Below are 24819 nucleotides of genomic sequence, written 5' to 3' on the forward strand. Positions count from 1 at the left end.
TATGACTTTTATCGCAACTCTGATCCTTGCCTTCGGCATGTCGATGGACGCCTTTGCCGCTGCGCTGAGCAAAGGCGCGGCCCTGCATCGTCCCGGATTCAAAGAGGCGCTGCGCACCGGCCTGATTTTTGGCGCGATTGAAGCCCTGACGCCGCTGATCGGCTGGGCTGCCGGTCTCGCCGCCAGCCGCTATGTCATGGCCTGGGATCACTGGGTCGCCTTCTTCCTGCTGTCGTTTCTCGGCGGGCGCATGATGATGGAAGGTTTTCGCCAGACGGCAACGGCAGAGCCGTGTGAAGCGCCGCAGCGTCACGGCTTTATGGTGCTGGCGACCACGGCGGTCGCCACCAGCCTTGATGCGCTGGCCGTCGGCGTGGGCCTGGCCTTCCTGCAGGTTAATATTATCGCCACCGCGCTGACCATCGGCATGGCGACCACCATCATGGCGACGACCGGCGTGCTGGTGGGGCGTTTAGTCGGGCCGGTGCTGGGCAAATGGGCAGAAGTGCTTGGCGGCGTAGTGCTGATTTCGATTGGCTGCACCATTCTCATCCAGCATCTCAACCTCTTCTCCTGAGGCCGCTACCGGCGAATTAATGCTGTTTTTGTGATCTGGTTCAAAATTTATTGCCTGAAAAATGCACGGAAGCTATACTTTCGCTGCATTTCTTCAACAAATTTTGAATCAGGTAATCTATGAAACGCTTAGTGAAATATGTTTTCCGCGCTTACGTCGAAACCTTCAAATATGTCCCGCCAGGCGCGATGTACTGATCGTTTACGCTTTATACCGTCTCAGGCAATCACGGCAGCCAGCGTGCCGTGATGCCCTCGCGCCATAGCTTTTTCTTTCTCCCTCTCTGCCTCTTTTCCTCTGCAAAGCGTCGATTCGGTCGCTGTCATAAGCTCAGCTTTTAGCTATAGCCGCAGGTTATAGCCAGCAGCTAAACAAGCATTCGTCCCGCTTTCCCTGGCGTGAAATAGTGCGTTTCAGACCCTCAACCCTGTCTGAAAGAGAACGCATCATGCTTATCCCGCAACCCTATCTGCTATTTCTCGGCGACGTCACCGATCCGCTGGCTGCTAAAACCGCGCGCGGCATTCAGGTATGGCGGCCCGAACAGTGCGTTGGCGAAATTCGTTTGCCGGGCTGTACCGTTTCCCTGGGCCTTGAAGAGCTGGACATCGCTACGGCCAGGGCGCGCGGCGCGAAAACGCTGGTGCTCGGCACCGCCAACGCGGGCGGCTATCTGCCGCAGCACTGGCTGGAAAGCGTCATCGCCGCCATCAAAGCAGGCATGAACGTGGCGAGCGGCCTGCATCATCGTCTGGCAGACGAGCCGGAGCTGGTGGCGCTGGCGGAGACGCACGGCGTCGAGCTGTTCGATATCCGTCATATGCGGCCGAAACTCAATGTCGGCAGCGGCAAAAAGCGCAGCGGAAAACGGGTGTTGACCGTCGGAACCGACTGCTCGGTCGGCAAAATGTACACCTCGCTGGCGCTGGAAGCCGCGATGCGCGCGCAGGGCATGAAGGCGGACTTTCGCGCCACCGGCCAGACCGGCATTCTGGTGGCTGGCGAAGGTATCGCTATTGACGCCGTCATCGCCGATTTTATCGCCGGCGCTGCGGAGGCGTTATCGCCCGCCAACGACGACGATCACTGGGATATCGTCGAAGGACAAGGCTCGCTGTTTCATCCCTCCTACGCAGGCGTCAGCATGGGGTTAATCCACGGCGCGCAGCCGCACTGGCTGGTGATGTGCCATGAGATGGGGCGTCCTCATATGCGTCATTTGCCCCATCAGCCGATGGTGGGACTGGCGGACTGCGTGGAAGCCAATCTGCGCGCGGCGCAGGTCACCAGCGACAACCCCCAGCTGGCCGGTTTCGCGATAAATACCTCCAACTTCAGCGAAGAAGAAGCGCGCGACTATTGCACGCAGCTCAGCGAAACCTTCGGCGTACCGGCGACGGATCCGGTGCGTTTCGGCATTGATGCGATCGCTACGCTGCTGAAAGAGCGAGGCTGAAATGCGCCGCATGCTGACTGAACTCCTCACGCTGCCGCTGGCGCGCCCTTTCGCCATCGCGCGCGGCACCCGCACCGCCGTGGCGGTGATCCGCGTCACTCTGGAGCAGGACGGTTTTATCGGCCACGGCGAATGCACGCCGACGCCGCGCTACAACGAGTCCGTCGAGAGCGTCCACGCCCAGCTTAACGCCATGAAAGAGGCGATCGAGGCGGGCCTCAGCCGCCAGGCGCTGCAAACGGAACTCAACGCAGGGGCGGCGCGTAACGCGCTCGACTGCGCCCTGTGGCGGCTGGACGCCGCGCGGGCGAAAAAGACGCTGTGGCAGCAGGCCGCGCTGAGCGCGCCGCCCTCAGTCGTCACCGCTGAAACCCTGAGCCTCGACAGCGTAGAGAAGATGGCGGATGCGGCGGCGGACGCGGTATCACGCGGCGCGCTGCTCCTCAAGATCAAGCTCGACCGTGAAGCGATTGTGGAAAAAGTCGCCGCTATCCGCGCCGCCGCGCCTGACGCAACCTTGATCGTCGACGCCAACGAAGCCTGGAGCGGGCTGGATCTGCCGCCGCTGTTTGCCGCGCTGCGGCCTTATCGCATCGCGATGATCGAACAGCCGTTGCCGGCGGGCGCAGATGCCGTCTTACAGCATATCGACCATCCCATCCCGCTCTGCGCCGACGAAAGCTGCCACACGCGCAGCGATATCGTCGCGCTGCGCGATCGCTACGAGATGATCAACATCAAGCTCGACAAGTGCGGCGGCCTGACGGAAGCGCTGGCGATGGTCGACGAGGCGAAAAAGCAGGGCATGCGGCTGATGGTCGGCTGCATGCTCGGCTCCTCGCTGGCGATGGAAGCGGCGCTGCTGGTCACGCCGCAGGCGGAGCATGTCGATCTGGACGGCCCCATCTGGCTGGCGGCGGACAGTTCGCCTTTCCTTTCCTATTCACAAGGCCGCATCTGGCTGTAACGCATATGGAGCAACGATGACGGATACTTCTCGCCTGCCTGACGCCGCCAGCGTTGCCGGGTCAGACAGCGCGCCGGTGCTGGCGATAGAGCATCTCAGCGTCAGCTTTCGCGGACGCAGCGGCGCGCATCAGGCGCTGCACGACGTCTCTTTCGCCATCCAGCCGGGCGAAATCGTCGCGGTGGTCGGCGAGAGCGGTTCGGGCAAATCGGTGACCTCGCTGGCGGTCATGGGGCTGCTGTCCGCCTCGGCGCGCATCGACGGCGGCGCGATCCGCTTTCGCGACCGCACGGGCGAAACGCGCGATCTCAGCCAGCTTAGCGCTGAGCAGCGGCGCAGGCTGCGCGGACGCGAGATGGCGATGATTTTTCAGGAGCCGATGACCTCGCTCAACCCGGTGCTGCGCGTGGGCGACCAGCTTACTGAAGCGCTGCGCGACCATCAGCTCTGCTCCGGCGCCGACGCGCAGGCGCGCGCGCGGTCGCTGCTGCGTCAGGTGCGCATCGCCGACGTCGATCGGGTGATGAAAAACTTTCCGCACGCGCTCTCCGGCGGCATGCGCCAGCGCGTGATGATTGCGCAGGCGCTGGCGTGCGACCCGCAGTTACTGATTGCGGACGAACCGACCACCGCGCTCGACGTCACGGTGCAGGCGCGCATTCTGCATATATTGCGCGAGCTGCAGCGAGAAAAAGGGATGGCGGTGCTGTTTATCACGCATGACATGGGCGTCGTCGCCGAAGTGGCGGATCGGGTGGTGGTGATGTATCGCGGCAACGTCGTCGAGCAGGGGCCGGTAGAGGCGATTTTCGCCGCGCCGCGGCATGACTACACCCGCGCGCTGCTGGCGGCGGTGCCGAAACCCGGGGAGATGCGCGACCAGCGCTGGCCGCAGCGTTTTCCGCTGCTGCACGCCAGCACGCCAGCCGAGGAGGCGCACATCACCGCGCGTTATGAAGAGAAACCGCTGCTCGACGTGCGCGGGCTGACCGTGCGCTTTCCCGTGCGCAGCGGCATTTTCTCCGCGCTGACGCACCGCGTGCATGCGGTCGAGCAGATCGACTTCGCCCTCTGGCCGGGAGAAACCCTGGCGATCGTCGGTGAAAGCGGCTGCGGTAAATCGACCACCGGCCGCGCCCTGATGCGGCTGGTTGACGGCGACGCCGACAGCATTCTGTTTGCCGGCCGCGAAATCGCCAGCCTGAAAGAAGCGCAGTTTCAGCCGCTGCGGCGTGAAATCCAGATGGTGTTTCAGGATCCCTACGCCTCGCTCAATCCTCGCCTGACGGTGGGCTTTACCATTGCGGAGCCGCTGCTGCTGCACGGCCTGGTGCGCTCGCTCGACGAAGCGACGCCGCAGGTTGAAGCGCTGTTAAAGAGCGTCGGCCTGCTGCCGGAACACGCGCGCCGCTATCCTCATGAGTTCTCCGGCGGCCAGCGGCAGCGTATCGCCATTGCCCGCGCCATGGCGCTGAAACCCAAAATCATTATTGCCGACGAAGCGGTCTCCGCGCTCGACGTGTCGGTTCAGGCGCAGGTCATCAACCTGATGATGGATTTGCAGCGGCAGACCGGCGTCGCCTGGATTTTTATCTCCCATGACATGGCGGTAGTCGAACGCATCGCCAACCGCGTGGCGGTGATGTATCTCGGCCAGATTGTCGAAATCGGCCCGCGGCAGTCGCTGTTCAATCAGCCGCAGCACCCCTACACGCAGCGTCTGCTGGCCTCGGTGCCGGTAGTCGATCCGCGCAACCGCCCGACACGCTGTTTCGACGACGGGGAGATCCCGTCGCCTTTGCGCAGCGTAAAAGAGACGGTGAGTAAACATCGTTATCGCCAGGTCGCGCCCGATCACTGGGTGGCCGACGACCGTTGATTGTGCCTGTCTATTGCTACCAGGAGTTTTTATGAAGCCATTTTTCCGCCGTACCTCTCTCGCTTTTGGTGTAACACTCTGTCTCGCCAGCGTCGCGCAGGCGCAGGATCTGCGTATTTCAATGTACGCCGATATCACCGGACTCGATCCCCATGACACCTCCGATAACATCAGCTATTCGGTGCAGAGTGGCATCTTCGAGCGGCTGTTTCAGTTCGACGCCAAAATGACCCTGACGCCCTGGCTGGCGACGGGCTATACCAGCAACGACGACGCCACGCAGTTCACCCTTACCCTGCGCGACGGCGTGACCTTTCAGGACGGCACGCCGTTTAACGCCGAGGCGGTGAAGGCTAACCTCGATCGGCTCGCCGACCAGAAAAAAGGCCTGAAGCGCAATAGCCTTTACCGCATGATCAAAAGCGTCACCGTACTGGCGCCCAATAAAGTGCAAATCGACCTTAGCGAATCGTTCGGCGCCTTTATCAACACCCTGGCGCACCCGTCGGCGGTGATGTGGAGCCCGACGGTGCTGAAAGCCTTTCCCGACGAGGCGCAGCTGCGTCTGCATCCGGCCGGCACCGGGCCGTTTACCTTTGTGGAGTGGCAGCCTGGCAAGGGCGTGACGCTGACGAAATTCAACGGCTACTGGAACAAGGGCTGGCCGAAGGTGGATCGCGTGATCTTTTCGCCCAGCCCGGAAGACGCCACGCGCGTCGCGGCGCTGAAGTCGGGCCAGGTGGACGCGATCTATCCGCTGCCGTCCGATCTTGTCGGCGCGGTGCAGAGCGACAGCAAACTGGCGATCCAGCGCGATCCCAGCATCTATCTCTACTACATGGCGATCAATACTCAGCACAAGCCGCTGGCGGATACGCGCGTGCGTCAGGCGATCAACTACGCCATCAACCGCGAGCTGTGGCTGAAAGTGGGGTTTGCCGGTATGGGCACGCCCGCCACCTCGGCGATCCCTGCCGGGGTGCAGTTCTATCAAAAACAGCGCGCGCCGAACTATCGCTATGCCCCCGAAGAGGCGAAAGCCCTGCTCGCGGCGGCGGGCTACCCGAACGGCCTCGATCTCAAGCTCTGGTGTACCAATGCCACCGCCAGCGTTCGCGCCGCGCAGTTCCTTAAGGCGCAGCTGGCGACCGTCGGCATTCGCGTCACCGTGACGCCGATGGATTCCGGCACGCGCAACGCCAGACTGTGGGGCGTAAAGGATCCGAAACAGGCCGAGTACGATCTCTACTACGGCGGCTGGTCTACCTCGACCGGCGATGCCGACTGGGCGCTGCGTCCGCTGTTCGCCAGCGAATCCTGGGTGCCGACCTCATACAACGTCTCCTACTACAGCAATCCGGCGGTGGATAAGGCGATCGCCGGCGGTCTGGCGAGCGCCGAACCGACGAAGCGCGCGGCCGCCTACGCCGAGGCGCAGAGCCTGCTGTGGCAAGATGCGCCTGTCGCCTTTCTCGGCACGCCGGACAACCTGGTCGGCAAAACGGCGAAGCTGAGCGGCGTGTCGATGCTGCCGGACGGCAATCTGATCTTTAATCAGGCAGTCTTTAAATAACGCCGAACGGCACTGCAAAAAAGGAAGGTTATGTTCGCATACATCCTGCGTCGGCTGCTGGAGATGATTCCGGTATTGCTGGTGGTTTCGCTGCTGGTCTTCGGCTTTATCAAGCTGCTGCCCGGCGATCCGGCGCGTATCTACGCCGGACCTGACGCGCCGATTGAGGCGGTTGAGGCGGCGCGTCAGCATCTCGGCCTGAACGATCCGCTGCCGCAGCAGTACGTAAACTGGCTGGGCGGGATCCTGCGCGGCGATTTAGGCGTCACCTACCGCACCCAGCAGCCGGTGCTGGAGGTGATTCGCAAAGGCTTTATGCCGACGCTGTGGCTGGCGCTGGCGGGATTCGTCTGGTCAGTGGCGCTGGGACTGGCGCTGGGCGTCACGGCGGCGCTGCGGCGCGGCGGCTGGCTGGACTGGGCGCTGATGAGCGCCGCGGTCGGCGGCATTTCGATGCCGGCATTCTGGCTTGGCCTGCTGCTGATCCAGTTCGTCGCCATGCCGTTCGGCCTCTTCTCGGTCAGCGGCTTTAACCAGCCTGCCGATATCATCCTGCCCGCCATTACGCTTGGCTCCTCGGTTGCGGCGGTGATGGCGCGCTTTACCCGCTCGGCGTTTCTTGAGGTGGCGCAGGAAGATTATGTGCGCACCGCGCGCGCCAAAGGGCTGCGCGCCGCGCGCGTCACCTGGAAACATGTGATGCGCAACGCGCTGATTCCGGTGATCACTATGCTGGGCTTGCAGTTCGGATTTCTGCTTGGCGGTTCCATCGTGGTGGAAAGCGTCTTCAACTGGCCGGGACTGGGCTGGCTGCTGATTGAATCGATCAAGGCGCAGGACCAGCCGGTGATTCAGGCGCTGGTGATGCTGTTCGTATTTGAATTTATCGTTATCAATCTGCTGGTGGATCTGCTCTATGCGGTGGTCAATCCGGCAATTCGTCTCAGTCAGGGGGCCAGATGAGCCAGCAGACGCTAACCAGCGCCGACAGCGAAGCGATCCGTTCGCCGTGGCGCGACTTTCTGCACGCTTTTGCGCGCAATCCGCTGGCGCTGGCGTCGGGCGGTTTCGTGCTGTTGCTGGTGCTGATCGCGCTCTTCGCGCCCTGGCTGGCGCCCTGGAACCCTATGGAGCCGGACTGGACGGCGCTCTCAATGCCGCCGTCAGGCGCGCACTGGATGGGCACGGACGAACTCGGGCGCGACGTGCTGAGCCGGATTATCTACGGCGCGCGTATTTCGCTCTACGTCGGTATTGTCTCGGTGACGCTCGGCATGCTGGCGGGCATCGTGCTTGGCCTGCTGGCGGGCTACTATGGGCGCTGGGTCGATATGCTGATTATGCGCGGCGCTGACGTGCTCTTCGCCTTTCCCGGCATGCTGCTGGCGATTGCGGTGGTGGCGATACTGGGTCCCGGCCTCAACAACGTGATTATCGCGGTGGCGGTGTTCAGCGTGCCGGTTTTCGCGCGCATCGTCCGCGCCTCGACGCTGTCGCTGAAGCAGGCCGCTTATGTCGAAGCGGTGCGCTGCGCCGGCGCGCCGGACCGGGTGATCCTGCTGCGGCATATTCTTCCCGGCACGCTGCCGAACGTGATCGTCTATTTCACCATGCGCATCGGCACCAGCATCCTCACCGCCGCCGGCCTGAGCTTTATCGGCCTCGGCCCGGAGCCTGACGCGCCGGAGTGGGGCAATATCCTCGCCATGAGCCGCAGCATGATGATGGCGGGGCTGTGGCACGTCAGCGTGTTTCCCGGCCTGGCGATTTTTATGACGGTGCTGGCGTTCAACCTGTTAGGCGATGCGCTTCGCGATACGCTGGATCCTAAACTCAAGAGCTAAAGATGGACTTTCACCAACAACAATGCGCGCTGTTGCTGCAGCGCTGGCGCGCCACGCGCCGCCTTGGCCAGCCGCGCGGCGTCTGTGGGCCGACTAATCGCATCAGCGACGTGCCCGGCGTGCGCGTCGGGCACTACACGCTGGACTGCGGCGAGCGGCAAACCGGCGTGACGGCGGTGGTGCCGCCGGGAGAGAACCTTTTCGCCCAGCCGCTGCCGTGCGGCGCGGCGGTGTTTAACGGCTTCGCCAAGCCGGTCGGGCTGGTGCAGGTTGCCGAGCTGGGCGTGCTGCAGACGCCGATTCTGCTCAGCAATACGCTGGCGGTCGGCACGCTCTTCACTACCCTGGCGCGCGCGGCGATCCGCGCCAACCCGGAGCTGGGACGCGCGCTGCCCACGGTCAACCCGCTGGCGCTGGAGTGCAATGACGGCTGGCTCAACGATATTCAGGCGATGGCGGTGAGCGAGGCGATGGCGCAGGCCGCCCTCGACGCCGCCGACGCCGACTTCGCGCGCGGCAGCGTCGGCGCAGGACGCGGCATGAGCTGCTTCAGCCTGAAAGGCGGCATCGGCAGCGCCTCGCGCCGCATTGACGGCCTTAACGCCACGCTGGGCGTGCTGGTGCTGGCGAACTTCGGCGCGCTGGAGGCGCTGACGCTGGATGGCGTGCGCCTTGGCGAAGAGATCGCGCCGCTGCTGCCGTCGCTGACGCCGCAGCGCGACGCCGGCTCGATTATTATCATTATGGCGACCGACGCGCCGCTCGACGCGCGCCAGCTGACGCGTATAGCGAAGCGCGCCGGCGCCGGTCTGGGGCGGCTTGGCAGCTACTGGGGGCACGGCTCCGGCGACATCGCCGTCGCTTTCTCCACCCGGCCCGTGCCGCAACCGCCGCCGGACGCCGCGCTGGAGCCGATGCTGTCGGCAGCGGCCGACGCCACCGAACATGCGGTGCTGGACGCGCTGCTCAGCGCGCAGCCCGTTACCGGCTTTCGCGGCCACCATCGTCCGGCGCTCAGCGACGTGCTGGACCGCCTTGCAGGAGTCACACCGTGAAAATCTTTATCTCGGCCGATATCGAAGGCGTCGCGGGCGTCATGCGTCCTGAACAGTGCGCGCCCGGCCACGCCGAATGGCAGCTGGCGCGCGAGTTAATGGAGCAGGAGGTTAACGCCGCGATCGACGGCGCCTTTGCGGCAGGCGCGACCGACGTCGTCGTCGCCGACAGCCATGCGCAGATGACCAACCTGCGCGCCGCAAACATGGATGCGCGCGCACGCCTGGTGCAGGGCAAACCGCGCGCGCTCTCGATGGTAGAGGGACTGGAACAGCAGCGCTTCGATGGCCTGATGCTGATCGGCTATCACAGCGCGGCGGGCGAGCCTGGCGTACTGGCGCACACCATCAACGGCCGCGCCTTCTGGCGCATGTTGATCAACGATCGCGTGGTGGGCGAAAGCGATATTTACGCGGCGGCGGCGGCGGAGCAGGGCACGCCGCTGTGGCTGGTGAGCGGCGACGACTGCCTGCAGCAGTGGATCGCCGAACGCCACCCCGAGGCGGAATATGTCTGCGTAAAGCGCGCGATTTCCCACACCTGCGCCGAATCGCTGAGTCCGCAGGCGGCACGGGAGCGCATTCGCGAAGCGGCAGCGCGCGCGGTTTCGCGCGCCTCTGGCGCATGCGCCGCCTCTCTGAGCGCGCCCTATCGGCTGACGCTGCAGGCGAGCAGGCCGGTGCTGGCGGATCTTTTCTGCCTGATCCCTGGCGTCGCGCGCCTCGACGCGGTCACGGTCGGCTACAATGCGGATCGCATGGCGCCGCTGGTCAGCCTGCTCAGCGCCTTCTCTTATCTGGCGTCGACACAAAATTAAACCTTATGTCATCGGATGAGCGGAAGTTTGTACGATTTTCATCTCATCTTTTGCTAACCTGCGCGCGAATTTATCTATAACAACGAGGCAGTAATGCAGCTTTGCAGTTTTTATCTTCCAGACCAGGGCATTAAAAGTTTCGGCATCGTAAAGGAAAACGGCGTGGTGGATGTCGGCACGCGCATGGGCGCGCAGTGCCCGGATCTGAAAACCTTCCTGCAGCGCTCCTCGCTGGCGGATCTCGCCGCGTTTCGCGATCTGCCCGCCGACTATGCCTTCGCTGCGCTGCGCTTTCTGCCGGTGATTGACAATCCCGGTAAGGTTTTTTGCGTCGGCATGAACTACGCCGATAAGCGTAAAGAGTTCTCAGAAACCCAGAACGCGCCGACGCTGTTTATCCGCTTCGCGGACTCCCTGACCGGCCATGAGCAGCCGCTGATGAAGCCCGCCTCCACCAGCGAATTCGACTACGAAGGCGAGCTGGCGGTGATCATCGGCAAACCGGCGCATCGGGTGAAGGCCGACGAGGCGCTGAGCTACGTGGCAGGCTACAGCTGCTTTATGGATGCGACGGTGCGCGACATGCAGTTTACCTGGTTCACCGCCGGGAAAAACTGGCCGCAGACCGGCGGCTTCGGCCCCTGGATGACCACAGCCGAGGCGATTGGCGACCCGCAGACGCTGGGGATCAAAACCTTCCTTAACGGGCGCGAAGTGCAGAACGACACCACCGGCAGTATGGTGCATAGCGTCGCGAATATTATCGAGTATATCTCCGCGTTCAGTCCGCTTTCGCCGGGCGACGTCATTTTCACCGGTTCGCCGGGCGGCGTCGGTAAGAAGCGCACGCCGCCGCTGTTTATGTTCAGCGGCGACGTCGTGGAAGTGGAGATTGAGAAGATCGGCAGGCTGCGCAACGTTATCGCGTAAACTGCACCACCCGGCTGCGGTTAAGCAGCAGGCGCAGCCGGTTGCCGTCGCGCTTCAGCATAAAGCGCTTTTGCCAGGGGCCGTCCTGCGCGGTCGCCAGCGCGCGGTCGCCGCTCAGCGACTCCAGGCTGGCGACAATCGCCGCCGGGCCGATGCCCATGGTTAGCCTCTCGCCCTCAATCACCAGTTCGCTGCGCCACTGCGGCAGGAACCAGCGTCCCTGCATCGCCTCTAAGCTGGCGCCGTCGGGCTGTGCCGGCACGAAGCGGCGCGGCGCATGGCCGATCTCGCCGACGATGGCGGCGCCTTCATGACGCAGCCGCAGCGGAAAGGTGCTGGAGAGCGAACGCGCCTCGCCCTGCGCGCCGCCGCGCCACAGCGTTTCGCTCGCGCCGAGCCAGGTCGCCGCGTCGCCAGCGATCTCCAGCCACTCCGCCTCTTGTTCCCCGACATAGAGGCCGGGCGTGAGATCGTGCCCTTTCTCCGGCAGCGCGCGGTTAAGCAGCGCCGCCATCACGCGCAGCGCGCCTTCAGAAGTGGCGACATCTTCGCGGTTCGCCACCAGCGCCACGCCCGCCTGGCGTTCAGGATGCAGCAGAAAATAGCTTTTATAGCCCGCGTGCGAGCCGCCGTGGCCAAACAGCGTCTGGGTGCCGATCTGCGTGCTGGCCAGACCCAGCCCGTAGCCGCTGACGCGTCCGTCCGCCAGCAGGCGCGGCGCGCTGAGGCGCCGCAGCACGCCCGCGCCGGGGCCGCTGTCGCTCAACAGCGCCTGCAGCCAGCGGGTCAGATGGCGCAGGCTGCCGGCGACGCTGCCGGAGGCGGAGAGATGAAGGCCGGCGCTGGCGAGCTGCCAGCGGCTGCCGTCGAACCAGTAGCCCGGCGCCAGACCGGGCACCACGTCGAACCAGGTTTCCGGTGCGGTCAGGCTGATATCCAGCGGCTGGCAGATATACTGTTGCAGCAGCGCGTCGAAACGTACCCCTTTGGCTTTTAGCGCCTCCTCCACCAGCCGGTAGCCGGTATTGGTGTAAGAAATTTCGCTGCCGGGCGGGTAGTTTAGCTCGCCCTCCGCGGCGAGAAACGCCAGCAGATCGGCGTCGGTGGTGGCGTTGTAGACCGACAGGCCGATCAGCGACAGCGTTTCGCGCAGATCCGGCAGCCCGCTCGACATATCCAGCGCCTGTCCCACGGTGACCTGGCCGTTGGCGCCGCGCAGCTGCGGCAGGTGATCCGCCAGCTTATCGTCAGGCGACAGATAGCGGCGTCCCGGCCCGGTCGCCAGCGCCGCGAAAAGATGTTTGGTGATCGAGGCGAAGCGCACCACGCTGTCGAGGGTAAACGGCGTCTGCTGCGCTAAATCGGCCAGTCCGGCGCAGTGCGCCGAACGCACCTGACGCGCGTCAAACAGCACTATCGCGCCGCCCGGCGCGCCGGGCTGCCGCCAGCCCTGAACAAGCTCATCGGCGACCGCTGCCGCCCGTTGCCACTCCAGCGTCATGCCGGCTCCTCCAGTCCGATGCTCAAATCAAACAGCTGCGCGGTATGCGGATGATGAATTCGCCGCGCGCGCAGGTCGTCCGCGCTCAGCTGCTCTACCATTTCGCCATGCTGCATCACGCCGATACGCTGGCAAAGGTGGGTGACGACCGCCAGATTATGCGTCACCAGAATATAGGTAAGATTGCGCGCGCTGCGCAGATCGCTAAGCAAATTGAGGATTTCCGCCTGAACGGAAACGTCCAGCGCGGAGGTCGGCTCATCCAGCAGCAGCGCCTCCGGCTCGGCGATCAGCGCGCGGGCGATCGCCACGCGCTGGCGCTGACCGCCGGAAAGCTGATGCGGATAGCGGAAGCGCGCGGCGGCGGGCAGGCCGACATCGTTCAGCGCCTGGTTGATGCGCTGCTCGGCGCGATCGAGGCGATGCACCAGCAGCGGCTCGTGCAAAATACGGTCGATGGTCTGGCGCGGATGCAGCGAACCGTAGGGATCCTGAAAGACCATCTGCACCTGACGGAAAAAAGGACGGCCGCGTCGGGCGCTCAGCGCCATGCCGCCGAAGCGGATTTCGCCGCGCCAGTCGTTGTTCAGCCCCGCCAGCGCGCGCAACACCGTCGATTTGCCGGAGCCGCTTTCGCCCACCATGCCGAAACTCTCGCCGCTGCCGACCTGGAAAGTGACCGCTTTGACGGCGCGGTGCGCGCCGAAACTGACGTCCAGATTGTTGATTTCAAACATAGCTTTCTCCTAATCGCGCCAGGCGTCGTCGCGCTGCAGCGTCGGCAGGCGCGCGCGCGGGTGACGCAGCGACGGCAGGCAGGCCAGCAGTCCCTGCGTGTAGGGATGCTGCGCCTGATGCAGCTGTCGGGCGTCAAGCTGCTCGACGATACGTCCGGCGTACATCACCGCCACGCGGTCGCAGAAGTGCGACACCAGCGGCAGGTCGTGGCTGATAAGGATGAGCCCCATGCCGCGCGCGGAAACCAGGTCGTCGATCAGGCGCAGAATCTCCGCCTGCACCGTCGCGTCGAGCGCGCTGGTCGGCTCATCGGCGATCAGCAGTTCGGGATCGGGCGCCAGCATCATGGCGATCATCACGCGCTGTCCCATGCCGCCGGACACCTCATGCGGATAGCGCAGCGCCACGGCGGCGGCGTCGCGAATTTTCACCTGCTCCAGCAGGCCGATCGCCGCCTGCATCGCCGCTTTTCTGCTGCCGCCTTTGTGCTCGCGCCAGGCCTCGGCGATCTGCTGGCCGATAGTCATCACCGGGTTAAGCGAATATTTCGGATCCTGCAGAATAAAGCCGACGCGTTTGCCGCGGATCTGCCGCAGCGTTTTTTCGCTGGCGCCGCGCAGGTCGATGCCGTCAAAACGCAGCGTGTCGGCGCTTATCTCGGCGTTGCCCGGCAGCAGCTGCATCAGGCTGCGCGCGGTGAGCGATTTGCCCGAGCCGCTCTCGCCGACGATGGCGAATTTCTCTTTGCCGACGCTAAAGCTGACGCCGCGCACCGCCTCGAACCTTTCCGCGCGGCTGCGAAAGGCGATGCGTAGATTCTCAATTTCCACCAGCATTTAGCGCTCCCTGGGATCGAGGACGTCGCGCAGGCCGTCGCCGAGAAAGTTAAAGGCCAGCGAGGTGACAAAAATCGCGATGCACGGCATCAGCGGCACCCACCACTCGCTGAAGAGAAAGCGGCGCGCGGTGGCGATCATGGTGCCCCATTCCGGCGACGGCGGCTGCGCCCCCATGCCGAGGAAACCGAGGCTGGCGGCGGTGATAATGATGGAACTCATATCGAGCGTGACGCGCACGATCAGGCTCGGCACGCAGAGCGGCATAATGTGGCGCAGAATAATGCGCAGCGGCGACGCGCCGGTCAGACGGCTGGCGGCGATAAAGTCGCTGTGGCGAAACTGCAGCGTTTCCGCGCGCGCCAGCCGGGCATAAGGCGGCCAGGCGGTCAGGGCAATCGCCAGCACCGCGCTCTCGACGCCTGGCTTGAGCGCGGCGACGAAGGCCAGCGCCAGGATCAGGCGCGGGAAGGCGAGAAAGATATCGGTGACGCGCATCAGCGCCTTATCGACGATGCCGCCGAGATAACCGGCGAGACAGCCAATCAGCAGGCCGAGCGGGGCGGTCAGCGCCACCACGGCGATAACCATGCCAAGCGTGGTGCGGCCGCCGTAAATAATGCGCGTCCAGAGATCGCGTCCAAGCTCGTCCGTGCCTAGCCAGTGCGCGGCGGACGGCGCCGCCAGACGGTTTTCCAGATGCTGGGTGCCGGCATCATAAGGCGTCAGCAGCGGCGCGGCGACGGCCAGCAGCAGCATCAGCAGAATCACGGCCATACCGCCCATCGCCAGCGGATTGCCGCGCAGGTTGAGCCACAGGCGATAGCGTCGGCCCCAAACCGCCTGGCGGCGGTTGGTCGGCGAATCGGCCAGCAGCCAGTTACGTGAAATAAACATTATTTTATCCGTGGATCGCAGAGTCGATAGAGAAGGTCGGCGAGCTGGTTGAGCAGCACGTAAACCGTGCCGACCAGCAGCGTGGCGCCCACCACCGGATTCATGTCGGCGTTCATTAACGAGGTGGTGAGATACTGGCCGAGGCCCGGCCAGGCAAAGACATTTTCCGTCACCACCGCGCCCTCCAGCAGCCCGGCATAGGTCAGCGCCAGCACCGTAATCAGCTGAACCGCCACCGTCGGAAACGCGTGTCGCCAGATGACGCGGCGCGACGACAGCCCTTTGGCGCGCGCGGTAATCACGAACTCGCCGCTGAGCGCGTTGAGCATAAAGGTGCGGGTCATGCGCGTGATGTAGGCCATGCTGAAGTAGGCGAGAATGCAGACCGGCTGCGCCATGTGCGCCAGCGCGTCGCGGAAGGCGTCATACTCGCCCGCCAGCAGCGAATCGATGGTGAGAAATCCGGTAACCTGCGGGATCATATCCTGCCAGATGATGTCCTGCCGCCCTGGCCCCGGCGCAATCCCGAGCACGGCGTAGAACAGCAGCAGGCTGAGCAGCGCCAGCACGAATACCGGCAGCGAATGGCCCGCCAGGCAGATAACGCGAATGGTCTGATCGAGCCAGCTGCCCTGGCGCACCGCCGCCCAGACGCCGAGGGGAATGCCGATCAGCGCGGCAATGACGATCGCCGCCGTCGCCAGCTCCATGGTGGCCGGGAAAAAGCGGGCGATATCGCTGGTCACGCTGTTCGAGGTCAGCACGGAACGGCCAAGGTCGCCATGCAGCAGCTGGTTGAGATAGTGGCCGAACTGCACGTAGAGCGGCTCATCCAGCCCCATCTCCGCGCGCACGCGCTCCACCACCGACTGCGGCGCGTTGTCGCCCACCGCCGCCAGCACCGGATCGGTCGGCATTACCCGGCCGATAAAAAAGGTCAGCACCGTCAGGCCGAACAGCGTCAGCAGCAGGCTGCCCAGCGCGCTGACGCCGCGTTTTGCCGCGCCCGTCACGCTTTTTTCACCTGCTGATAGGGCCACTGCTCCAGCACCGTCATATGTACGTCAGAGAGGCTCTTCACGCAGGCGGTGGTCTGAATCTGCTGCATCATAAAAATGAACGGGCTCTTTTCCCGATGCAGCTGCTGAATTTTTTCATACTGCGCGAGACGCTGCGCCGGGTCGCTTTCGTGCAGCGCCTGCGCGGTGAGCTGGTTAAATTCGTCGTCTGACCAGCCGCAGCGCCATGCCAGGGTGCGGTTGCGCGCGCCGGTGGTGTTGTCGGTGTTGACGCAGAACGCTTCCGTATTGGAGTTCGGATCGAAGTAGTCCGCGCCCCACGAGGTGATCGCCAGCTGATGCTGACGCGCGCGCATCTTCGTCAGCACCTGACGGTTCTCCGAGGCGATCAGCGACACCTTGATGCCGATGGCGCCGAGCTGGGTCTGGATCGCCTGCGCGATATCGGGATAGGGCTGCATTGAATAGTGGTCAAGGGTGATCTCGAAACCCTCCGGGTAACCCGCTTCCGCCAGCAGCGCTTTCGCTTTATCGACATCGCGATGAAAAGGGGTGTCGTCGAGCGCGGCCGGAAAGCCGGAAGGTAAAAAGCTCTGATGCACGTTGTAGGTCAGCGACAGAATATTTTTCTGGATGCTGTCGTAGTCGATCGCCCACTTCAGCGCCTGCCACACCTGCGGCTTCTGCAGCAGCGGATGGGTGGTATTGCAGGACATCAGCATGATGGCGGAAAGCGGCTGCTTCACCAGCGTCACCTCGCTGCTGGACTGCAGCGGTTTCAACTGCTCGGTGGTGAGATCGTAGGCGACGTCTACATCGCCTTTTTGCAGCATCAGCGACTGCGCGGCGGGGTCGGCAATATGCTTGAGGATGACGCGCTTGATCGCGCTCTTGCCCGCGTACTGCGGGCTCAGCTCCAGAATCACCGTTTCGCTCGCTTTCCAGCTGCGCAGCGTAAAGGCGCCGGAGCCGGCGCTGTGCTGCTTCAGCCAGGCGTTGCCGAGGTCGCCGTTTTGCTGGTTGGCGAGGCAGGCTTTTTTCGACACGATGCTGCCGACCGTGGCGGAGAGGCAGTAGAGCAGGAAGGATTCTGAGGCGGGCGCCCCCAGCGCCATCTCCAGCGTATGGGCATCTTTCGCCGTCACCTTGCTGGCGACATTTTCTTTGGTAAAGCCGAACTGGTTAATGATAAAGGCGGGACTCTTATCCAGCTTGACGATGCGCTCGATGGAAAAGGCCGCGTCCTCTGCGGTCACCGGCGTGCCGTCGGCGAATTTGGCCGCCGGATCGAGATGAAAAGTAAATAGCGTGTTGTCGCCGTTCGCCTCCCAGCTTTGCGCCAGCATGCCGACAATCTTATCCGCCTGCTGCGGATCGGGCTGCACCAGCTTCTGGTAGAGGTTGCCGCAGATCTGACCGCCGGTAGCCTCAAAACTTTCATGTGGGTCGAGACTGGTCATATTGTCGAGCTGCATCGCCATGACCAGCATGCCGGCTGGCGCGGCGGCGAAGGCGGGGTTGAAACTCAGCGAGGATAAAACCGGCGCGGCGGCGCAGCCTGCGATAAAGCGTCTTCTGGTGACCATTTTTACTCCAGGTTATTGATTATTAAAAATAAAAAATAAAATAAAGCTGTTATTTGTCTTGACATGCATCCGGCTGCGGGAGATTAATAAACGCTCTTTACGCCGCATAAAACGCCTGCTCTGTTTTGGTGCGCCCGCGCCGCCTGCATGCCGCTTTTGTGCAATACCCACTGCAAACGGAAGCTAAAAAATGTCGGAAAATCATCATCAGACGTGGCCGGACGTTCCTGTATTCGACGGTCACAACGACGTGCTCTGTCGGCTGTGGCAGCACCATCGCCCTGACGCGGTCAACGCGTTTTTGCAGGGCACCCCGTCAGGCCAGCTCGATTTTCCGCGCCTGCGCCAGGGCAAGATGGCGGGCGGCCTGTTCGCCGCCTGGGCGCCGGGAGGCGCCTCTCTCGCCGCCGCGGACGATCAAGCTGTTGCAAGAAGCGCGCCACATCCTCTTTCTCACGAGGCCAGTGCGGCGGCGCGCGACGCCACCTTCGCCATGCTGGCGCTGCTGTTGCGCATCGAACAGGCCGCGCCGGCGCAGATTAAAATCTGCCGCAGCGTGCGTGATATTCGCGACGCGATGGCTCACGGCAGGCTGGCGATGGTGATGCATATTGAGGGCGCGGAAGCGCTGGACGTCGAGGGCGAGCTGCTCGACATTCTCTACGCCAGCGGGCTGCGCAGTCTGGGGCCGCTGTGGAGCCGCACTAACCAGTTCGGCGAAGGCGTTCCCTTTCGCTTTCCATCGTCGCCCGATATCGGCAACGGGCTGACCGACGCGGGCAAACAGCTGGTGCGCGACTGCAACCGGCGCCGCATTCTGGTCGATCTCTCCCATATGGATGAAAAAGGCTTCTGGCACACTGCCGCCATCAGCGACGCGCCGCTGGTGGCGAGCCACTCCAACGCCCACGCGCTCAGCGCCCAGTCGCGCAACCTTACCGATCGCCAGCTGGCGGCGATCGCCGAGACGCGCGGCTTTGTCGGGGTGAATTTCGCCGTGCCTTTTTTACGCGAAGACGGCAGGCGCGACGCGACCACCAGCCTGGAGGAAATTGTCCGCCACGTTGAGTATCTTCTCGACAAGGTTGGCGAAGATGGCGTTGGTTTCGGCTCCGATCTCGACGGCGCCACCATGCCGGACGACTTCCGCGACGTCGCTGGCTTCCCTCGGCTGGTGGCCGCGCTGGCGGCGCGCGGCTATAGCGCTGAGCTGCTGCATAAAATCTGCTATGGCAACTGGCTGCGCGTGCTGGAAGCGACCTGGGGCGAATAACCATGCGTCTGCGCCATATTGAAGTTTTTCAGGCGATCGTTCAGGCGGGCAGCATCAGCGGCGCGGCGCGGCTGCTCAACGTGTCGCAGCCTAACGTCAGCCGCGTGCTCAATCATGCCGAGCAGCAGCTGGGTTTTGCGCTGTTCGAACGGCGCGCGCAAGGGCTGGTGATCACCGCTGAGGGACGGCGACTGCTGCCTGAAATCGACGCGCTATACCATCGTCTTCAGGCGATTAACCAGCTGGCGGATCAGCTGCGGCGCGGCGAAGAGCAGAGGGTACGCGTCGGCGCGGCGCACGCTTTTGGTCAGATGGTGATGGCGCCCGCGCTGGTGCGCTATCGACACCAGGCGGCGGCGGTCAACGTCGAGCTTGTGACCGAGCATTTTTCCACGCTGTGCCGCAACATTCTTGACGACCAGCTCGATTTTGCGCTGGTGTTTGGTCAGCAGGTCGATGCGGATTTGCTGGCGGAGCCGCTTTTCCACTCCTCAATGGTGGCGCTGCTGCCTCCCCATCTCAGCCGCGAAGCGCCGGTGTCGCTGGAGTGGCTGTGCGCCAATAATCTGCTGCTGATGCAGGCGCAGGATCCGCTTGGCCGCGTACTGCACCGCGCCCTTTACGATAAGCGGCTCTATCCGGCCGTTTCCCTCTCGATTAAAACCTACTCCGTTATCGCCGATATGGTGCTGGCGGGCGGCGGCGTCGGCGTGGTCGACCTTTTTACCGCCTGTCGCTATGCCGATCAGCTGACGCTGCTGCCGGTCGCACAGCCGCTGCCGTTCGAGGTGATGCTTATCAGCCGTCGCGATCGACCGCAGTCGCAATCCACGCTGCACCTGAAGCAGGTTATCCGCCATCGCCTGTGGGAAATCGCGCAGCAGTGCGAGGCGCGGCTGGCGCGTCCCTGACAATAACTTTCTCCCGCCTCGCCTGCTGGTCACGATTTCGCCGCCTACACTGAAGTGACACAACTCTATTCAGGAGCGGGTAATGAGGCGTAAGGAACAACCGACGCGCTGGAAAAGCGGCGCGCTGCTGGCCGGTCTGGGGCTGGGCGCAGCGGCAACCTGGTGGGGCGTTCAGCAGTGGCGGCGGTTAAAACAGACGCCGCCCGTTTCGCCGCGCAGCCATCACGCCGGACTGGCCGGTTATTTTCAACAGGTTGGCGAGTGGCGCATGTTTACCCGCGTCACGCCCCATGACGCGCCCGGCCTGCCGCTGGTGCTGGTACACGAGCTGGTGATGTCGGGACGCTCGATGGAGGAGCTGGCGCTGGCGCTGAGCAACAACTATCGCGTGCTGGTGCCCGATCTGCCCGGTTTCGGCGCCAGCGTCTTGCCGGCATCGGCGCCTGTGCTGTCGGTTGAAGAGCAGGCCGACGCGCTGTGGCAATGGCTGCAGCATAACCAGCTGACGCGCGCTATCTGGATCGGCAGCGCCTCCGGCTGTCAGGTGCTCGCCGCGCTGGCCGTCAGGCATCCCGAAGCGGTGGCCGCGCTGGTTTTCCAGGGCCCGACGGTGGATCGTCACGCGCGCAGCCTGCTGCGTCAGGCGTGGCGCGGCTGGCGCAACAGCCGTCTCGAACGCCATCGCTCCTCCACGTCGCTGATGCACGTCGACCTCGCCAAAGCTGGCCTGTGGCGCGCGCTGAAAACCCATCGTCTGCTACTGCAGGATCGCATTGAACACCGTCTGCCCTATATCAACGCGCCGACGCTGCTGCTGCGCGGCTCGCGCGACACGGTGTCGCCCGCGCGCTGGGTCGACGAACTGGGCGCGCTGATGCCGCGCGGCGAGGTGCTGACGCTGCGCGGCGGCACCCATACGCTGCACTATGTCTATCCGTGGAGCTTCCGCCACGCCATCCGTCCCTTTCTGACGCGTATTCAGCAGGAGAACCAGGATGAGTAAACTGCCTAAAGGCATCGCCCGCTTCGACTCCGCCACCGCAATGCTGATGGCGCTGGCCCACACGCTGCATGATAAGCCGGTCGACGATGCCGAGGCGTCGCCGATGCGCGATCGCCTGCTGCCGTCGCTCGACCGTCTGCCGACCCGGCTGAGAGAGTGGGGCTACGCCGTCGGCGGCATGGCGGAAGGCCTCACCGAATCGCAGGCGGGCGATCTCGATATCGAAGGCATCGCCGAATGGATGGTGAGCGAATATCCGGAACGCGACTATCCCGCCGCCTTTATCGGCTCGTCGAACGGCGCGCTGACCCATCTGGCCGCGGCGGCGGGCGCGCCCTGGCTGCCGCAAACTTTTCTCTGTCCGGTGCGTTCGCCGCACAGCGATCCCGACGACGCGCAGGCGAGCTTTGAGCAGGGCAAAACGGTAGCGGCGGCGCTGCTGGCCGCGTGGCCGCGTCTGGCGGTGCATCAGATCCAGGATCCCAGCCAGGACCGGCTGATGCTCGACAAACTGCGCTACTTCCACCTGAAGCTGCGCGCGCTGCCGCTCGCCTTTAATGAGTTTCTGATGCGCAGCCTGCCAGGCAAAAGCACGCTGTTTATCAGCCACTGCACGCAGCAGTGGCCGGTAACGCGCACCAGCGATCGCTCTTTCTTTCAGTTCGGCGCGCTGGGCGGCGCAACGGAGAAGGAGTATCTGCAGGGCGGCGGACGCGTAGCGGAACTGCTGGCGCGCTACGGCAGCGATCGCGAACAGTGGCAGGCGCCCGCGCCCACCGATCGAGTGCCGGAAGCGGAGTGGGGACTGGACGAATACCTGAAATCGCCGCTGAAAAAGCTGGCGGCGGATCAGGGCTGGCAGCTGATGGAGATACGCTATCAGGATCCCGAGGCGCTGAGCTTCGTGGTGGCGGAGATCTACCGCGACTGGTATCTGGCGGCGGGCATCAACGCGACGCGCCTGACGGTGGGCAGCTATCTGCTGATGGATCCCTGGTGCGCTATGCGTCAGCACGCCATTCCATTCTGGCTGATGTCGGGCGCCGAACCTTCCGCCGCCTCGCTGACGCGCTTCCTCGACCGGCAGCCGCGCTATCGCGATATCGATATGCTGCTCTATTCAACCGGAACGGAGAGTATCGGGCTGGCGCCGCTTGAGCGCTGGCAGGGATTGCTCGATCGCGCGATGAATAAGGGGGCGTTCGTCGGCGTCGATACCGAGCGCTATCCGCATGATTTGGCCGCTTTCGCCCACTTCGACGCGGCGCTGCGGGCGCGGGCGCCGCTTTTCGCGCCGCCGCCGCCGCTGAGCGTGGAGAAGATCATTTCCGGCATCGAGCGCTACGGCGCGCGCCACGGCGTGACGCTGCATAAACTGAGCTAGCCGGGCGAACGCCCGGCTGCTTTACCGCTACACGCCGTCGGTAATCGGCTTACGCACCAGCACCAGATAGGCGAGGGCGCCCACCACGGCGATACCGGCGCAGATCATCAGCGCGAGGCTGAACGACTTCGTGGTATCCAGCACCCAGCCGGTGATGACCGGCGCGAACGAGGCGAAGACAAAGCTGGCGAAGTTCTGGATGCTGCCCACCGACGCGGTCATACGCGCCGTCACGTTGGCGTGGATCAGCCCCCAGCAGGAGGTGCCCGCGAAGTGGATGCAGAAGAGCGCCATGCCGATCAGCGTAACGGCGCTGGTGGTATCGGTGGCGCGCGTCACAAAGGCGGTAAAGGCCGCCGACAGCAGCATGCCGGAGATAATGCACACCTTGCGGGTCTTCACCGCGTCGAAGCCGCGGCGCACCAGCGCATCCACCGCGTAGCCGTTGAGCAGCATGCCCGCCGCGCCGAACAGGAACGGAATCGCCGCCAGCAGGCCGGTGCTCTTCAGATCCAGATGGTAGGTCGACTGCAGATAGCCCGGCAGCCAGGCGATATAGAGCCAGGCGGTATAGTTGATGCCGCTAAAGCCGATCATCATGCCCCACATGGTGCGCTGCTTAAACAGGCCGCGCCATTCGGCGAAGCTCAGCGGCTCTTTGCGTGACGCCACGCTGCCGGCCTGCAGATAGTGGATCTCTTCCGCGCTGAGCTTATTGTTGTCGCGGTCGCGATAAATCAGGTACCAGCCAATCGCCAGGAACATGCCGAGCACGCCGATGGTGATAAACATGCCGCGCCAGCCGAACGCCAGCATCATCGCGGCCAGCACCGGCGGCGCCACTGACAGGCCGATCATCGAGGCGGCGTTGAAGAAACCCATCGGCATGCCGCGATCTTTAATGTTGAACCAGTCGTTGATCACCTTTACGCCGCACGGGTTCATCGGCGCTTCGCCGATGCCGAGGCCGATGCGCACCAGAATAAACTGGGTGAAGTTATGCACCAGCCCGGCCGCCGCCTGAAACAGCGACCAGACGAACATGCCGAGGCCGAGCATAATGCGCGGGCCTTTACGGTCCAGCAGCGCGCCGCACGGCAGCTGCGCCAGGCCGTAGGCCAGCGAAAAGGCGGAGAGCAGCATGCCGATCTCGGTGGCGTTCAGCCCCAGCTCCTCGCGAATGGTCATGTTGGCGACCGAGAGCGAGCTGCGGTCGAGATAGTTAATAATGGCTGCGAACAACAGCAGCAGCATGGCGGTGATCTGAATCTTGCGAATGCGCGGCGAGCGCACGATATCGCTGCGCGCCGGCACATATTCCTGCTCTGGCGGCGTTCCGACGACCGGATTTTTAGCGTCGCGGGTTGAGGTATTTTCCATGGCATTCTCCCGTAGCGGGGTCGTTATCGTTATCAGATATCAAAGGACATAGCGGGTCAGCGGCCCGCCATGAGTTGCAGTCGAGACTAGAAGCAATGCAGCCGGGATGTTGCGAAGATGTTTCTGATTCGTGCGGGAGCTAATGCTTTGTGGTTTTTAATCGGTTTTTAATTGTACTGGCGAATGGATCGCGCCATCGACGAGCGGGACGTGGCCAGATGATTATGCAGCGCCAGCAGCGCATCCACATCCTGACGGCCGATCAGCGCGGAGAGCAGCGCCATATGCTCCTCCAGCGCCACGATGTTGCGCTGCTTGAGATCGCGCTCATCCCACTGATAGTGGGAATGAAAAATAACCGAAATAATCTCCAGCGAGTGGTTAAAGAAGGGATTGTTGGCGGCGGAGAGGATCAGCGAATGCAGCTCTTTATCCAGCGCGGCGAACTGGCGGTAGTCGCTGGCGATGGTATCGCGCAGGGCGCGGTGGCGATCCAGCAGGTCGCGCGCCTGAATCCAGCGCTCATCCTGCGGCGGCAGGTTGAGAAAGCGCGTCAGCGCGTGGGTCTCCAGCATCTCGCGCAGCTCGAACAGCTTGTCGGCATAGTCCAAGGTGAACTTCTTCATGCGCCAGCGACCGCGCTTGACCGGCTCCAGCAGATCGTAACGCATAAAGCGCAGCAGAAACTCGCGCACCACCACCGGACTGACCTTTACCCGCTGCGCCAGCTGTAGCTCAGTAAAAGCGTCGCCGGGCGAGAGCTGGCGCTGGTTGATCATCTCGAAAAACGCCTGTTCGAACTGGCTCGCCTGTTGCTCAATCGGCGAGGTCAGCTCGCTGAAACCATCCTCTTCCTGCGGCTGCCGCACGATCACATAGGTTCCGGCCACTTTTTCCAGCACGCCGCGCTGCGCCAGGTAGTGCAGCGTATGGCGCACCGTGGTGCGGCTGATATTGAACATCTCCGCCAGCGCGGCCTGGGCGGGCAGCGGCGAACGGATATGGCGCTGGGCGATCCCTTCCAGCATCTGGTTAATCACGTTCTGGCGCAGATTCAGATTTCGGCTCACGGGCGCTCTCCGGGTTTTTATTTATTAAAAACCATTCAAATCCCAAAAAAAACGCCGTGCCTCACAGATCGCGCGGGCAAAACAGCCGGTGTGTGATCAATTCGTCATAACTGCGGCAGGAC

The 24819-nt window shown here is 63.5% G+C and carries 23 protein-coding genes; 15 read left to right on the forward strand and 8 right to left on the reverse strand.

Annotated features, from left to right (window positions below; translation table 11 throughout):
* The first annotated feature begins 1 nt into the window (after position 1).
* The 11 genes from mntP to AC6I7Z_RS00690 all read left to right on the forward strand — a co-directional run bounded on the left by mntP (position 2) and on the right by AC6I7Z_RS00690 (position 11099).
* On the forward strand, positions 2 to 577 hold the full coding sequence (gene mntP / locus AC6I7Z_RS00640; RefSeq protein WP_497812798.1) for a manganese efflux pump MntP: 576 nt from the start codon (positions 2 to 4) through the stop codon (positions 575 to 577).
* A 119-nt stretch (positions 578 to 696) separates the two neighbouring features.
* Positions 697 to 774, forward strand: coding sequence for a stress response protein AzuC (gene azuC, locus AC6I7Z_RS00645; RefSeq protein ID WP_120457375.1), 78 nt, complete (start codon positions 697 to 699; stop codon positions 772 to 774).
* A gap of 251 nt (positions 775 to 1025) precedes the next feature.
* Positions 1026 to 2033 carry an N-acetyltransferase DgcN gene (gene dgcN / locus AC6I7Z_RS00650; RefSeq protein WP_033753466.1) on the forward strand — a complete coding sequence of 336 codons (1008 nt, stop codon included), beginning with the start codon at positions 1026 to 1028 and terminating at the stop codon, positions 2031 to 2033.
* A 1-nt stretch (position 2034) separates the two neighbouring features.
* Positions 2035 to 3000, forward strand: coding sequence for an N-acetyl-D-Glu racemase DgcA (gene dgcA, locus AC6I7Z_RS00655; protein WP_497812799.1), 966 nt, complete (start codon positions 2035 to 2037; stop codon positions 2998 to 3000).
* Between the two features lie 16 nt (positions 3001 to 3016).
* Positions 3017 to 4879: an ABC transporter ATP-binding protein gene (locus AC6I7Z_RS00660; RefSeq protein WP_497812800.1), complete on the forward strand. Its 1863-nt coding sequence runs from the start codon at positions 3017 to 3019 to the stop codon at positions 4877 to 4879.
* 31 nt (positions 4880 to 4910) lie between these two features.
* The gene (locus AC6I7Z_RS00665) at positions 4911 to 6452 is read left to right on the forward strand and encodes a glutathione ABC transporter substrate-binding protein (protein WP_497812801.1); all 1542 of its coding nucleotides are present in this window, start codon (positions 4911 to 4913) and stop codon (positions 6450 to 6452) included.
* A gap of 30 nt (positions 6453 to 6482) precedes the next feature.
* Positions 6483 to 7415 carry an ABC transporter permease gene (locus tag AC6I7Z_RS00670; RefSeq protein WP_497812802.1) on the forward strand — a complete coding sequence of 311 codons (933 nt, stop codon included), beginning with the start codon at positions 6483 to 6485 and terminating at the stop codon, positions 7413 to 7415.
* Positions 7412 to 8296: an ABC transporter permease subunit gene (locus AC6I7Z_RS00675; protein ID WP_497812803.1), complete on the forward strand. Its 885-nt coding sequence runs from the start codon at positions 7412 to 7414 to the stop codon at positions 8294 to 8296. The genes AC6I7Z_RS00670 and AC6I7Z_RS00675 overlap by 4 nt, the downstream gene beginning before the upstream one ends.
* A gap of 2 nt (positions 8297 to 8298) precedes the next feature.
* Positions 8299 to 9351, forward strand: a complete 1053-nt coding sequence (locus AC6I7Z_RS00680) for a P1 family peptidase (protein ID WP_497812804.1) — start codon at positions 8299 to 8301, stop codon at positions 9349 to 9351.
* Positions 9348 to 10169, forward strand: a complete 822-nt coding sequence (locus AC6I7Z_RS00685; protein WP_497812805.1) for a M55 family metallopeptidase — start codon at positions 9348 to 9350, stop codon at positions 10167 to 10169. The genes AC6I7Z_RS00680 and AC6I7Z_RS00685 overlap by 4 nt, the downstream gene beginning before the upstream one ends.
* Positions 10170 to 10262: 93 nt before the next feature.
* Complete coding sequence (locus tag AC6I7Z_RS00690; RefSeq protein WP_497812806.1) at positions 10263 to 11099, forward strand: fumarylacetoacetate hydrolase family protein; 837 nt, start codon at positions 10263 to 10265, stop codon at positions 11097 to 11099.
* Here AC6I7Z_RS00690 and AC6I7Z_RS00695 read toward each other — a convergent pair.
* The 6 genes from AC6I7Z_RS00695 to AC6I7Z_RS00720 are packed head-to-tail and all read right to left on the reverse strand — an operon-like array spanning position 11089 to position 17676.
* Complete coding sequence (locus AC6I7Z_RS00695; protein WP_497812807.1) at positions 11089 to 12600, reverse strand: serine hydrolase domain-containing protein; 1512 nt, start codon at positions 12598 to 12600, stop codon at positions 11089 to 11091. The genes AC6I7Z_RS00690 and AC6I7Z_RS00695 overlap by 11 nt on opposite strands.
* Positions 12597 to 13337 (reverse strand): ABC transporter ATP-binding protein, encoded by a 741-nt coding sequence (locus AC6I7Z_RS00700; RefSeq protein WP_497812808.1) that lies wholly within the window; start codon positions 13335 to 13337, stop codon positions 12597 to 12599. The genes AC6I7Z_RS00695 and AC6I7Z_RS00700 overlap by 4 nt, the downstream gene beginning before the upstream one ends.
* 9 nt (positions 13338 to 13346) lie before the next feature.
* Positions 13347 to 14174 carry an ABC transporter ATP-binding protein gene (locus AC6I7Z_RS00705; protein ID WP_497812809.1) on the reverse strand — a complete coding sequence of 276 codons (828 nt, stop codon included), beginning with the start codon at positions 14172 to 14174 and terminating at the stop codon, positions 13347 to 13349.
* Positions 14175 to 15071 (reverse strand): ABC transporter permease, encoded by an 897-nt coding sequence (locus AC6I7Z_RS00710; protein ID WP_497812810.1) that lies wholly within the window; start codon positions 15069 to 15071, stop codon positions 14175 to 14177.
* Positions 15071 to 16084, reverse strand: a complete 1014-nt coding sequence (locus AC6I7Z_RS00715; RefSeq protein ID WP_497812811.1) for an ABC transporter permease — start codon at positions 16082 to 16084, stop codon at positions 15071 to 15073. The genes AC6I7Z_RS00710 and AC6I7Z_RS00715 overlap by 1 nt, the downstream gene beginning before the upstream one ends.
* Positions 16081 to 17676, reverse strand: coding sequence for an ABC transporter substrate-binding protein (locus AC6I7Z_RS00720; protein WP_497812812.1), 1596 nt, complete (start codon positions 17674 to 17676; stop codon positions 16081 to 16083). The genes AC6I7Z_RS00715 and AC6I7Z_RS00720 overlap by 4 nt, the downstream gene beginning before the upstream one ends.
* Before the next feature lie 190 nt (positions 17677 to 17866).
* Between AC6I7Z_RS00720 and AC6I7Z_RS00725 the strand changes: the two genes are divergently transcribed.
* The 4 genes from AC6I7Z_RS00725 (at position 17867) to AC6I7Z_RS00740 (ending at position 22247) form a co-directional block, all read left to right on the forward strand.
* A complete protein-coding gene (locus AC6I7Z_RS00725; protein ID WP_497812813.1) occupies positions 17867 to 18949 on the forward strand; it encodes a dipeptidase in 1083 nt (360 codons plus the stop codon).
* 2 nt (positions 18950 to 18951) lie between these two features.
* Positions 18952 to 19860 (forward strand): LysR family transcriptional regulator, encoded by a 909-nt coding sequence (locus tag AC6I7Z_RS00730; RefSeq protein ID WP_497812814.1) that lies wholly within the window; start codon positions 18952 to 18954, stop codon positions 19858 to 19860.
* Between the two features lie 82 nt (positions 19861 to 19942).
* Positions 19943 to 20863 (forward strand): alpha/beta fold hydrolase, encoded by a 921-nt coding sequence (locus tag AC6I7Z_RS00735; RefSeq protein ID WP_497812815.1) that lies wholly within the window; start codon positions 19943 to 19945, stop codon positions 20861 to 20863.
* Positions 20856 to 22247: a hypothetical protein gene (locus AC6I7Z_RS00740; RefSeq protein WP_497812816.1), complete on the forward strand. Its 1392-nt coding sequence runs from the start codon at positions 20856 to 20858 to the stop codon at positions 22245 to 22247. Before AC6I7Z_RS00735 ends, AC6I7Z_RS00740 begins: the two co-directional genes overlap by 8 nt.
* 27 nt (positions 22248 to 22274) lie before the next feature.
* Here AC6I7Z_RS00740 and AC6I7Z_RS00745 read toward each other — a convergent pair whose 3' ends face one another.
* Complete coding sequence (locus tag AC6I7Z_RS00745; protein WP_286867617.1) at positions 22275 to 23627, reverse strand: MFS transporter; 1353 nt, start codon at positions 23625 to 23627, stop codon at positions 22275 to 22277.
* Between the two features lie 167 nt (positions 23628 to 23794).
* The gene (locus AC6I7Z_RS00750) at positions 23795 to 24697 is read right to left on the reverse strand and encodes a GntR family transcriptional regulator (protein WP_497812817.1); all 903 of its coding nucleotides are present in this window, start codon (positions 24695 to 24697) and stop codon (positions 23795 to 23797) included.
* Between the last annotated feature and the right edge of the window lie 122 nt (positions 24698 to 24819).

The sequence above is a fragment of the Pantoea sp. X-Soil-MYKO-1289 genome, from assembly GCF_059730625.1.